This window comes from Brevundimonas sp. Leaf280, from assembly GCF_001422455.1.
Classification (GTDB): Bacteria; Pseudomonadota; Alphaproteobacteria; order Caulobacterales; family Caulobacteraceae; genus Brevundimonas.
In genome coordinates, this window is sequence record NZ_LMNC01000002.1 from 114058 (window position 1) to 125356 (window position 11299).

An 11299-nucleotide genomic window follows, 5' to 3' on the forward strand; every position below is an offset into this window, starting at 1 on the left:
ACCGCGGAGGTGGGACTTTCTAAGTCCCTCCGCAAGCGCGCCGCCTTTGCGAAGGCGCGGGTTCTAGCACAGGAGCCCCGAAAAGCGCGCAATTTTTGAAGGTGCGAAATGCGTCTGTCGACCAAGGGACGATACGCCGTGATGGCGATGGCCGATCTGGCGAAGAACGGACGCGGCGAGAGCGGTGAAATCCGGGCGGTTTCGCTGGCCGAGATCGCCGCGCGCCAAGAGATTTCGCTGAGCTATCTGGAGCAGTTGTTCGCCCGTCTGAGGAAGAGCGAACTGGTCAAGAGCGTGCGCGGGCCGGGCGGCGGATACCGTCTGGCCAAGGCGGCGCACGAGACGGTGGTCGCCGAGATCGTGCTGGCGGTGGATGAGCCGATCCGGGCGACGCGGTGCGTGGCGCATGGCTCGCCCAAGGGCTGCATGCTGGCCGGCGAACGCTGCATCACTCACAATCTTTGGGAAGACCTGGGCGACGAAATCCATCGCTATCTGGCCGGCGTCTCGCTGGAGGATGTGGTGATGAACCGCACGGGCCAGCGTCGGCGCAACGTTGAGCCCTCGGCCGTGGGGGTCGCGGCATGAGCGGCGTCTATCTGGATTATAACGCCTCGGGCCTGGTGCGGCCGCAGGTGCTGGAGATCATGGCCAGGGCCCTGGCCGACAACGGCAATCCGTCGGCGGTCCATGCGGCGGGCCGGCGGGCGCGGGCGCGGGTCGAGACCGCACGGGCGCAGGTCGCGGACCTGGTCGGGGCCGATCCGACGGCGGTGGTGTTCAACAGCGGCGGCACCGAAGCCAACGCCCAGGGCATCGCCAGCGCCCTGGCGGCCGGGTGCGAACGGTTGATCGTGTCGGCGACCGAGCATCCTTGCGTGGCCGAGACGGCGGCGAATGCGGGGGCGCCGGTCGAGGTGCTGCCGGTCGATGCGAACGGCGTGGTCGATCTGGACTGGCTGGCGCAGGCGTTGAGCCGCCCGGGCCGGGCCGTGGTCGCCATCCATCATGCGAACAATGAAAGCGGCGTCATTCAGCCGATCGCCGAGACGGCGACTCTGGTGCGGGCGGCGGGCGGCTGGCTGCATGTCGACGCCATCCAATCGGCGGGCAAGATCGCGGTCGATATGCGCGCGCTGGACGCGGACACCCTGACCCTGTCGGCGCACAAGCTGGGCGGGGCGCAGGGCGTGGGCGCCCTGATCTTCAAGGAAGGCCTGTCGGGCGTGCGGATTTTGCACGGCGCGGGGCAGGAGCGAGGCCTGCGCGCCGGGACCGAGAACGTGCCGGGCATCGCCGGGTTCGGCGTCGCGGCCGATTGCGCCGTGCGGGATCTGGAGACGATGGCCTCGCACGTCGCCTGGCGCGATGCGGCCGAGGCGAAGGTCAAGGCTGCGGGCGCGACCATCATCGGCGGCGGGGTGGCGCGGCTGCCCAACACCCTGTTCATGGCGGTCGAGGGCTGGGACAGTCCGCAGCAGCTGATCACCCTGGACCTGACGGGCGTCATGGTGTCGGCCGGCTCGGCCTGTTCGTCGGGCAAGGTCAAGCCGTCCAAGACCATCAGCGCCATGGGGCTGAACAGCTTGGCGACCGGGGGCGTTCGCGTGTCCGGCGGCTGGGGCACGGTCGAGAGCGACTGGGCAAGGTTCGCCGACGCCTGGGTCGCCGCCTACAACAAGCACAAGACGCGCGCCGCCGAGCGCGTGAGAGAGGTCGCCTGATGGCCGCCGTCAAGGAAACCATCGACGCCGTCGCCGCGCTGGAGAAGTACGAGCACGGCTTCACGTCCGACATCGAGACGGAATATGCGCCGAAGGGATTGAGCGCGGAGATCGTGCGCTTCATTTCCGAAAAGAAGGGCGAGCCGGAATGGATGCTGGAATGGCGTCTTGCCGCCTATGAGCGCTGGCTGGCGATGGAAGAGCCGACCTGGGCGGCGGTCCGTTACGAGCCCGTCGACTATCAGGATCTGTTCTACTATGCGGCGCCCAAGAAGAAGGACGGGCCCAAGTCGCTGGACGAGGTCGATCCCGAAATCCTGGAAATCTACAAGAAGCTGGGCATCCCGCTGAAGGAGCAGGAGGTGCTGGCCGGGGTGCAGGGCGCGCCCAAGGTCGCCGTGGACGCCGTCTTCGACAGCGTGTCGGTCGTCACGACCTTCAAGGAGGAACTGGCCAAGGTCGGCGTGATTTTCATGCCGATTTCTGAGGCCTTGCGCGAATATCCTGATCTGGTTCGGCAATATCTGGGGTCGGTGGTGCCGGTCTCGGACAACTATTTCGCAGCGCTGAACAGCGCAGTCTTTTCGGACGGGTCGTTCGTCTACATCCCGCCGGGCGTCAAATGCCCGATGGAGCTGTCCACCTATTTCCGCATCAACGCCAGCCAGACAGGCCAGTTCGAGCGGACGCTGATCATCGCCGACAAGGGGGCTTACGTTTCCTACCTCGAGGGCTGCACCGCGCCGATGCGCGACGAGAACCAGCTGCACGCGGCCGTGGTCGAGATCGTGGCGCTGGACGACGCCGAGGTGAAATATTCGACGGTCCAGAACTGGTATCCGGGCGACGCCGAGGGCAAGGGCGGCATCTACAATTTCGTGACCAAGCGCGCCGACTGCCGGGGCGATCGGTCCAAAGTCAGCTGGACACAGGTCGAGACCGGCTCGGCTGTGACCTGGAAATATCCGTCCTGCATCCTGAAGGGCGAGGAATCGTCCGGCGAGTTCTATTCCATCGCCATCACCAACGGACATCAGCAGGCCGACACCGGCACGAAGATGATCCACCTGGGCAAGAACACCAAGTCGCGGATCATCGCCAAGGCGGTGTCGGCGGGTCGGTCGGATTCGACCTATCGCGGCCTGGTCTCGGTGCATCCGAAGGCGACGGGGGTGCGCAACTTCACCCAGTGCGACAGCCTGCTGATCGGCAAGGAGTGCGGCTCGCACACCATCCCCTATATCGAGGCCCGCAACGGCTCGGCCCAGCTGGAGCACGAGGCGACGACGACGCGCCTGTCCGACGACCAGATGTTCTACGCCCAGCAGCGCGGCCTGTCGCAGGAGGAGGCGGTCGCCCTGCTGGTCAACGGCTTCGTCCGAGACGTGATGCAGAAGCTGCCGATGGAGTTCGCCGTTGAGGCGCAGAAGCTCGTGGCGATCAGTCTGGAAGGGAGCGTGGGGTGATGTTCGGCTGGTTGAAAAGACCCAAATCAGTCAGCGTTGAACCTTGGGCCGAGTATGACCCCGTGGGCGACACGCCTGACGGTTGGTCTTCGTTGTTCCGCCATCCGCGAGACGGATCGCTCTGGGAGCGGACCTACGCGCAAGGCCAGATGCACGGCGGCGGCCCCGTCAGCTTCAAGAAAATCGGGCTAAGCGAAGCCCAGCAAAAATACGGCTTCAACTAATGCTTTCCATTTCCAACGTCCACGTCTCCGTCGGTGAAAAACCGATCCTCAAGGGCCTGACGCTCGACGTCCCCGCCGGCGAGGTGCACGCGATCATGGGTCCGAACGGGGCCGGGAAGTCGACGCTGGGTTACGCTCTCTCGGGGCGGCCGGGCTATGAGGCGACCGAAGGCGCGGTCGAATGGGCGGGCGAGGACCTGCTGGCGCTGGACACGGCCGAGCGGGCGGCAAAGGGCGTCTTCCTGTCGTTCCAGTATCCGATCGAAATCCCCGGCGTGCCGGCCCTGACCTTCGTGCGGACGGCGCTGAACGCCCAGAAGCGGGCGCGGGGCGAGGAGGAGGTGGCGGCGCCCGCCTTCCTGAAGCTGGTTCGCGAGGCGTCGAAGGCGCTGAAGATGGACTTCGACATGCTGAAGCGGCCGCTGAACGTCGGCTTCTCCGGCGGCGAGAAGAAGCGGATGGAAATCCTGCAGATGGCCCTGCTGGAGCCGTCGTTGCTGATCCTGGACGAAACGGATTCGGGTTTGGACATCGACGCCCTGCGCATCGTGTCGGAGGGCGTGAACGCGCTGCGTCGTCCCGACCGCGCCATGTTGGTCATTACCCACTATCAGCGCCTGCTCGACTACATCAAACCGGACCGGGTGCACGTGCTGGCCGGGGGTCGAATCGTCGCGTCGGGCGGGCCGGAGCTGGCCCTGGAGCTGGAGGCGGAAGGGTACGACAAGTATTTGCCGCCAGTCCTAGAGGGGGCGGCATGAGCGCGGCCTTCGCCATCGACCTGACCGACGCCGAGACCTACCCGTCGCGCCGGACGGAGACGTGGAAATACAGCGACCTGAAGCGCCATCTTCGCGCCGCGCCGGAGCCGTCAGGCACGGCTGAGGTCGGGCCGCCGGGACCGTTTTATGATCTGGGCGGGGAGGCGATCGTCTTCGCCAACGGGCGCGCTGTCGGCGTGACCGACTTCATTGCCTCGGGCGAGCGGACCCTGCGACTGCGCTATGTGTCGGACGCCGTCGGCACGGGTCACACGGCCAGCGCGCGGGTTTCGGCGCGCGCCGGCGCCAAGCTGCTGCTGCTGGAAACGCACGAGGGCGCGGGCTCGGCCTATGTCGCGCACAATACGCTGGAACTGGACGTGGCGGCCGGGGCCGAGGTGACGCGCGTCGTCCTGGTCGAGGAGCCGGAGGACGCCATCTCCATCGCCGAGGCCCATGTGAAGGTCGAGGCGGGCGGCGTCTATCGCCAGACCATCGTCACGACCGGCGCCAAGCTGCAGCGGATCGAGACCCGCATCACGCATTACGCCCAGGGCGCCCAGGTTCAGGCGGACGGCCTGTATCTGCTGAACGGATCGCGTCACACCGACCTGACCAGCGTGGTGCGCCACGTCGAGCATGACGGCGCGACCAGCCAGTTGATAAAGGGCGTGGCCCGCGACACGGCGCGCGGCGTCTTCCAGGGCAAAATCGTGGTCGAGCGCGGCGCCGACGGCACGGATGCGCGCATGGGCCATCACGCCCTGATCGCGTCCGAACGGGCCGAGATCGACGCCAAACCGGAACTGATCATCTATGCCGACGACGTGCAGTGCGCGCACGGCAATACGGTGGGGACGCTGGACGAGAGCGCCCTGTTCTACATGCAGCAGCGCGGCATTCCGGCCGAGGAGGCCCGCGCCCTGCTGACCCAGGCCTTCCTGATCGAGGTCATCGACCGGATCGAGCACGAGGGCGCGAGAGAGGTGGCGCGGGAATGGCTGACGGCGCGGTTGTGAAGACCTTCGATCCCTACGCCGTGCGGGCGCAGTTCCCGATCCTGTCGCGACAGGTGAACGGCAAGCCGCTGGTCTATCTGGACAACGCGGCCTCGGCGCAGAAGCCGCGCGCGGTGATCGACGCCCTGGTCACGACGATGGAGGGCGGCTACGCCAACGTCCACCGCGGCCTGCACACCCTGTCGAACGAGGCGACCGAAGCCTTCGAAAAGGCGCGCGAGATCGTCGCCCGTTTCCTGAACGCCGAAAGCGCCGAACAGGTGGTCTGGACCAAGGGCGGGACCGAGGCGATCAATCTGGTGGCCAATGGGCTGGGCCTGTCGATCCAGCCAGGCGACGAGATCATCGTCTCGGAGATGGAGCATCACTCCAACATCGTGCCCTGGCATCTGCTGCGTGAACGCCGCGGGGCGGTGATCAAATGGATTCCGGTCAAGGACGACGGGTCGCTGGACATGGCGGCCTATGCCGACCTGCTGGGGCCCAGGACGCGGATGGTCGCGGTCACCCACATGTCCAACGTGCTGGGGACCATCAATCCGGTCGCCGAGATCAGCCGCCTGGCCCATGCGGCCGGGGCTCAGGTGCTGATCGACGGCTGCCAGGGGGCGGTCCATGCGACGCCGGACGTGCAGGCCATCGGCTGCGACTTTTACGTTCTGACCGGGCACAAGCTGTTCGCCCCAACCGGCATCGGCGCCCTGTACGGGAAGGCCGAAGCGCTGGAGGCGCTGCCGCCTTATCAGGGCGGGGGCGAAATGATCGAGACGGTCGAGCAGGACCGCGTGACCTATGCCCGGCCGCCTCACCGGTTCGAGGCGGGGACGCCCCCGATCCTGGAGGCCATCGGCCTGGGCGTGGCGTTGGAATGGCTGGCGCAATACGACCGGGCGGCCGTGCAGGCGCATGAGCACGCCCTTTATCAGCACGCTGTTGACCGACTTCAGGGTGAGACCTGGCTGCGGATTCTGGGGCAGGCGGAAGGCAAGGGCGCGATCCTGACCTTCGCCGTCGAGGGCGCGCACGCCCATGACGTGGCCCAGATCATGGATCGTTACGGGGTCGCGGTGCGGGCGGGTCTGCACTGCGCCGAGCCACTGGCGAAAAGAATGGGGGTGACGTCGAGCACCCGCGCCTCCTTCGCCCTATATAACACCGTGGAGGATGCCGACGCCTTCGTGGATGCGCTGATCAAGGCGCGGAACTTCTTCGTGTAAGCCGATGACAGATCAACCGATTCAAGACAGCGACGCCTTCAAGGACGCCTGGGACGAACCCCAGAAGAGCGCCCTGTCGCAGGCCGAGCTGGACACTCTGACCGATCAGCTGATCGAGGCGCTGAAGTCGGTCTATGATCCGGAAATTCCGGTCGACATCTATGAGCTGGGCCTGATCTACCGCGTGGACGTCAACGATGACCGCGATGTGGTGGTGGACATGACGCTGACGGCGCCGGGCTGTCCGGTCGCCGGCGAAATGCCGGGCTGGGTGGAGACGGCGGTGGAAAAGGTCGAGGGCGTGCGCAGCGCCAAGGCCAATCTGGTGTTCGATCCGCCGTGGGACGCTTCAAAGATGAGCGACGAGGCCAAGCTGGCCCTGAATATGTTCTGATGGATATGTTCTGATGACCGAGCTTCAAGCCACATCCCGTCCGCGCCGCCCGCGCCCCAAGGCCGTCACCCTGACGGACGCGGCCGCCGAGCGGGTGCGTGAGATCCTGGACAATGCCGAGAACGATCACATCGGCCTGAGGATCGGCGTCAAGAACGGCGGTTGCGCCGGACAGGAATACACCTTCGCCTATGCCGACGAGATCGGGCCGATGGACGAGGTGGTCGAGGACAAGGGCGTCACCATTCTGATCGAACCTCGGGCCGTGCTGTTCCTGATCGGCACCGAGATCGACTATGAGACGACGCGTCTGGCGTCCAAGTTCGTGTTCAACAATCCGAACCAGACCGACGCTTGCGGCTGCGGCGAGAGCGTGACCATCGTGCCGGTCGCCGCCGACTGAGAGGGGTCCGGTCTGATGGCTTATGACGCGGACTTCGGCGAATGGGTTCGCGAGCATTTCCACGCGCTCGGCCGCCTGGAGATCAGGCGCATGTTCGGCGGGGCCGGGGTCTATGCCGCCGGCGTCATGTTCGCCCTGCTGGACGACGGCGTGGTCTGGCTGAAGGGCGACGAGGCGCTGGGCGAGGCCTTCGTCGACGCCGGCTCGCGTCAGTTCACCTATCCGACCAAGGACGGCCGCATGATGAGCATGGGCTACTGGAGCCTGCCCGAACCCGCCCTGGACGATCCCGACGAGGCTGTCGCCTGGTCGCGACGATCGCTGGACGTGGCGGTCAAGAAGGCGTCGGGGAAGAAGCGCTAGGCCGTATCGGGTCGAACCATCCGAACCGAGTGCCACGGGTGCGCCTCGGCCTCCGCTCTGGCGCATCGGACGGCGCTTTTGGCGTCGGTGAAGACGCCTTCGAACAGGCCGTCGCTTGAGGTGATGCGCCAGCGATCGCCGACAGGCTGGATCGTCAGGATTTCGAACGCGGGTGGTGAGGCTAGCGGCATTATCATTGTGTGAGGCGATGTTGGTCGCGGTTCAGGCGGTCGGCCTCGGCCTGAAGTCGGGCGGCGAGACGTTCGGCCGAGATGCGATCGGGCAGGGGGCGGGTGCAGGCGTTGTTGACCGCCACGGCCCAACCGCTGGCGCGAGGCACGACCCTGTATCGTCGGGGAGGGGCGGCGCGTGTCACGCCGCCCTCGACATGGCCCTGCATCATCGCGCGCGGCCTTTGCGAATCGGGGCGCCGAACAGGGCGCCGATGAAGGTCAGCGCCATTTGAAGGGTTGTCGGCGCTGGGGCGGGACGTTTCAGGGTCTCGGCCAGCAGGTGGGAACGGCTCATGGTCATCTCCTTGGAGCGGCAGAAGACGCCCGATCCCCGTAAAGCGGCCATGTCGAAAGCGCCGCCGGGCGTAATGCGGACCTAAAGCGACGTGATCGGAAGGGCTTGTGGCCACGCAGATGTGGGCCGTTCCGCGGTCACGCTTGAACCGCGGGTCTTTCAAACCACATACTCATCCGAACGCCGTCGGAATCGACGGGCCGTCATGCGCCGGTCGGGCCTCTTGCCCGGCGGACCCTGACGGCGGGCCGGAGATGATCAATGGCCCAGGAGTACGCATCATGACTGAACCAAAAATCCTGCCCGTCCTGCCGCTGAGAGACATCGTCGTCTTCCCGCACATGGTCGTGCCGCTCTTCGTCGGACGCGAGAAGTCGGTGAAGGCGCTGGACGAGATCATGAAGGGCGAAAAGCAGATCCTGCTGGCGACCCAGAAGAACAGCGTCGACGACGATCCGTCGCCGGACGCCATCTATCCCATCGGCGTGCTGGCCTCGGTGCTGCAACTGCTGAAACTGCCCGACGGCACGGTGAAGGTGCTGGTCGAGGGCAAGGGCCGCGCGCGCCTGACCCGCTTCACCGACCGTGAGGAGTATTTCGAGGCCGAGGCCGTCGAGATCGAAGACGAAGCCGGCGACGCCTCGCAGGCGGAAGCCATGCTGCGCGCCGTGGTCGAGCAGTTCGAAAACTATGTGAAGCTGAACAAGAAGGTTCCGCCCGAGGCCCTCAGCTCCATCCCCCAGATCACCGACGCCTCCAAGCTGGCCGACTCGGTCGCCGCACACCTGTCGGTCAAGATCGCCGACAAGCAGGGCCTGCTGGAAACCTTCGACGTGCCCAAGCGGCTGGAGAAGGTCTATGGGCTGATGGAGGGCGAGATCTCGGTCCTTCAGGTCGAGAAGAAGATCCGCTCGCGCGTGAAGCGCCAGATGGAGAAGACCCAGCGCGAATATTATCTGAACGAGCAGATGAAGGCGATCCAGCGCGAGCTGGGCGAGACCGACGACGCGCGCGACGAGATCATGGATCTGGAGAAGCGCATCCGCAAGACGCGCCTGTCCAAGGAGGCGCGCACCAAGGCCGAGGCCGAGGTCAAGAAGCTGCGCAACATGAGCCCGATGTCGGCGGAGTCGACCGTCGTGCGCAACTATCTCGACTGGCTGCTGTCCGTGCCGTGGGGCAAGGCCAAGCAGAAGCCGATCGACCTGGCCAAGGCCGAGGACATCCTGGAAGAGGATCACTTCGGCCTGGAGAAGGTCAAGGAACGGATCATCGAGTATCTGGCGGTTCAGGCCCGCACCGGCAGCCTGAAGGGTCCGATCCTGTGCCTGGTCGGCCCTCCCGGCGTCGGCAAGACCTCGCTGGCCAAGTCCATCGCCAAGGCGACAGGGCGTGAATACGTTCGCATGTCGCTGGGCGGCGTGCGCGACGAGAGCGAGATCCGCGGCCACCGCCGGACCTATATCGGCTCCATGCCCGGCAAGATCATCCAGTCGATGAAGAAGGCCAAGACCCCCAACGCCTTCGTCCTGCTGGACGAGATCGACAAGCTGGGATCGGACTGGCGCGGCGATCCGTCGTCGGCCCTGCTGGAGGTGCTGGATCCGGCCCAGAATTCGACCTTCGGCGACCACTATCTGGAGGTGGACTACGACCTGTCCCAGGTGATGTTCGTGACGACCGCGAACAGCCTGAACATGCCGCAGCCGCTGATGGACCGGATGGAGATCATTCGGGTCTCGGGCTACACCGAGGACGAGAAGGTCGAGATCGCCAAGCGCCACGTCCTGCCCAAGCAGTTGGCGGACCACGGTCTGAAGGATGGTGAGCTGATCGTGCCGGAAGATACGATCCGCGACCTGATCCGCTACTACACCCGCGAAGCCGGCGTGCGGTCGCTGGAACGCGCCCTGGGCGGTCTGGCGCGCAAGGCCGTGCGCGAGATGGCAAAGACGGGCGCCAAGTCGATCACGGTCAATGAGGCCAAGTTGGCCGAATACGCGGGCGTCAAGAAGTTCCGCTACGGCGAGACGGATGAGGAGGATCAGGTCGGCATCGTCACCGGTCTGGCCTGGACCGAGTTCGGCGGCGACATCCTGACCATCGAAGCCATCAAGATGCCGGGTCGCGGGCGCATGACCGTGACCGGCAACCTGAAAGACGTGATGAAGGAGTCGATCTCGGCTGCGGCGTCCTATGTGCGGTCGCGGGCCCTGGCCTTCGGCGTCAAGCCGCCGGTGTTCGAGAAGACCGACATCCACGTCCACGTGCCGGATGGCGCCACGCCCAAGGACGGCCCGTCCGCCGGCGTGGCCATGACGGTGGCGATGGTCTCGGTCCTGACTGGCATTCCGATCCGTAAGGATATCGCCATGACCGGCGAGATCACTTTGCGCGGCCGGGTCACCGCCATCGGCGGCCTGAAGGAGAAGCTGCTCGCGGCCCTGCGCTCCGGCGTCAAGACGGTGCTGATCCCGCAGGAGAACGAGAAGGATCTCGCCGACGTGCCGGACAATGTGAAGTCGGCGCTGGAGATCGTGCCGATCTCCACGGCGGACGAGGCGCTGAAGTGGGCGCTTGTCGGCACCCTGACGCCGGTGGAGTGGGACGAGGCGGCCGAACCCCTGCCGGCCCCGGTCGCGGCTCCAGAAGGGCCGGCGGCGGCGGTCAGCCACTAACGCCGAGTTGAACAGCGAGCGCCGCCGGTGCCCCCACCGGCGGCGTTTTCGTTTTTGACGCAACCGCCGATCTGTCCTTTAGTGATTCGTTCTGGAGGGGGACGGATGACCAAGGCGGAACTGATCGGCCGGATGGCCAGCGCGGCGAACATCAGCCGCGACCAAGCCAAGACGGCGCTGGAGGCGTTCACGGACGGCGTGACCGAGTCGCTGACGCGGGGCGCGGACGTGAAGCTGATCGGCTTCGGCAGTTTCGTCGCCGTGGACCGCAAGGCTGGCGTCGCCCGTAACCCGCAGACCGGCGCTGCCGTCGCGCGCCCGGCCTCGCGCACCGCGCGCTTTCGCCCGGGTGAAGGTTTGAAAAGCGCCTTGAACGGTTGAGGCGCGACGGGCATAAGCCCGTCTCTCCCTTGGGGGCGGCTAGCTCAGCTGGTCAGAGCATCTCGTTTACACCGAGAGGGTCGGCGGTTCGAACCCGTCGCCGCCTACCAAACAAAAAGGCCGCCGGAGCGATCCGGCGGC

The 11299-nt window shown here is 66.1% G+C and carries 15 protein-coding genes and 1 tRNA gene; 13 read left to right on the forward strand and 3 right to left on the reverse strand.

What is annotated here, in order from left to right; genetic code table 11:
* Nucleotides 1-108: 108 nt before the first annotated feature.
* Genes ASF31_RS04070 through ASF31_RS04115 form a run of 10 tightly spaced genes read left to right on the forward strand, consistent with a single transcriptional unit; the run spans nucleotide 109 to nucleotide 7571 of the window.
* A complete protein-coding gene (locus tag ASF31_RS04070) occupies nucleotides 109-588 on the forward strand; it encodes an Rrf2 family transcriptional regulator (protein ID WP_055753471.1) in 480 nt (159 codons plus the stop codon).
* Nucleotides 585-1724, forward strand: a complete 1140-nt coding sequence (locus ASF31_RS04075; RefSeq protein ID WP_055753472.1) for a cysteine desulfurase family protein — start codon at nucleotides 585-587, stop codon at nucleotides 1722-1724. The genes ASF31_RS04070 and ASF31_RS04075 overlap by 4 nt, the downstream gene beginning before the upstream one ends.
* Nucleotides 1724-3190, forward strand: a complete 1467-nt coding sequence (gene sufB, locus ASF31_RS04080) for a Fe-S cluster assembly protein SufB (RefSeq protein WP_055753473.1) — start codon at nucleotides 1724-1726, stop codon at nucleotides 3188-3190. The genes ASF31_RS04075 and sufB overlap by 1 nt, the downstream gene beginning before the upstream one ends.
* Nucleotides 3190-3414 carry an Imm27 family immunity protein gene (locus ASF31_RS04085; protein WP_055753474.1) on the forward strand — a complete coding sequence of 75 codons (225 nt, stop codon included), beginning with the start codon at nucleotides 3190-3192 and terminating at the stop codon, nucleotides 3412-3414. Before sufB ends, ASF31_RS04085 begins: the two co-directional genes overlap by 1 nt.
* On the forward strand, nucleotides 3414-4175 hold the full coding sequence (gene sufC, locus ASF31_RS04090; RefSeq protein WP_055753475.1) for a Fe-S cluster assembly ATPase SufC: 762 nt from the start codon (nucleotides 3414-3416) through the stop codon (nucleotides 4173-4175). Before ASF31_RS04085 ends, sufC begins: the two co-directional genes overlap by 1 nt.
* The gene (gene sufD / locus ASF31_RS04095) at nucleotides 4172-5194 is read left to right on the forward strand and encodes a Fe-S cluster assembly protein SufD (RefSeq protein WP_055753476.1); all 1023 of its coding nucleotides are present in this window, start codon (nucleotides 4172-4174) and stop codon (nucleotides 5192-5194) included. The genes sufC and sufD overlap by 4 nt, the downstream gene beginning before the upstream one ends.
* Nucleotides 5173-6411 carry an aminotransferase class V-fold PLP-dependent enzyme gene (locus ASF31_RS04100; protein ID WP_055753477.1) on the forward strand — a complete coding sequence of 413 codons (1239 nt, stop codon included), beginning with the start codon at nucleotides 5173-5175 and terminating at the stop codon, nucleotides 6409-6411. Before sufD ends, ASF31_RS04100 begins: the two co-directional genes overlap by 22 nt.
* 4 nt (nucleotides 6412-6415) lie before the next feature.
* Nucleotides 6416-6805 carry an SUF system Fe-S cluster assembly protein gene (locus tag ASF31_RS04105; RefSeq protein ID WP_017504008.1) on the forward strand — a complete coding sequence of 130 codons (390 nt, stop codon included), beginning with the start codon at nucleotides 6416-6418 and terminating at the stop codon, nucleotides 6803-6805.
* Between the two features lie 13 nt (nucleotides 6806-6818).
* Nucleotides 6819-7208, forward strand: a complete 390-nt coding sequence (locus ASF31_RS04110; RefSeq protein WP_055753478.1) for an iron-sulfur cluster assembly accessory protein — start codon at nucleotides 6819-6821, stop codon at nucleotides 7206-7208.
* Nucleotides 7209-7223: 15 nt separating this feature from the next.
* On the forward strand, nucleotides 7224-7571 hold the full coding sequence (locus ASF31_RS04115; protein ID WP_055753479.1) for a TfoX/Sxy family protein: 348 nt from the start codon (nucleotides 7224-7226) through the stop codon (nucleotides 7569-7571).
* On the opposite strand, the gene ASF31_RS04120 is transcribed toward ASF31_RS04115, so the two are convergent.
* From ASF31_RS04120 to ASF31_RS14815, 3 genes are read right to left on the reverse strand one after another with little or no spacing between them, the layout of a single operon-like run.
* Entirely contained in the window at nucleotides 7568-7768 is a 201-nt protein-coding gene (locus ASF31_RS04120) for a hypothetical protein (RefSeq protein WP_162233933.1), read from the reverse strand. The two genes, ASF31_RS04115 and ASF31_RS04120, sit on opposite strands and share 4 nt — an antisense overlap.
* Nucleotides 7765-7974, reverse strand: a complete 210-nt coding sequence (locus ASF31_RS04125; RefSeq protein WP_055753481.1) for a hypothetical protein — start codon at nucleotides 7972-7974, stop codon at nucleotides 7765-7767. Before ASF31_RS04125 ends, ASF31_RS04120 begins: the two co-directional genes overlap by 4 nt.
* On the reverse strand, nucleotides 7971-8099 hold the full coding sequence (locus ASF31_RS14815) for a hypothetical protein (protein ID WP_255353551.1): 129 nt from the start codon (nucleotides 8097-8099) through the stop codon (nucleotides 7971-7973). The genes ASF31_RS04125 and ASF31_RS14815 overlap by 4 nt, the downstream gene beginning before the upstream one ends.
* Nucleotides 8100-8380: 281 nt before the next feature.
* On the opposite strand from ASF31_RS14815, the gene lon reads away from it, so the two are divergent.
* From lon to ASF31_RS04140, 3 genes are all read left to right on the forward strand, one after another.
* Entirely contained in the window at nucleotides 8381-10777 is a 2397-nt protein-coding gene (gene lon / locus ASF31_RS04130; protein WP_055753482.1) for an endopeptidase La, read from the forward strand.
* 105 nt (nucleotides 10778-10882) lie between these two features.
* A complete protein-coding gene (locus ASF31_RS04135) occupies nucleotides 10883-11158 on the forward strand; it encodes an HU family DNA-binding protein (RefSeq protein ID WP_017504003.1) in 276 nt (91 codons plus the stop codon).
* Between the two features lie 33 nt (nucleotides 11159-11191).
* Nucleotides 11192-11268: transfer RNA gene (locus ASF31_RS04140), tRNA-Val, on the forward strand.
* Nucleotides 11269-11299 lie beyond the last annotated feature (31 nt).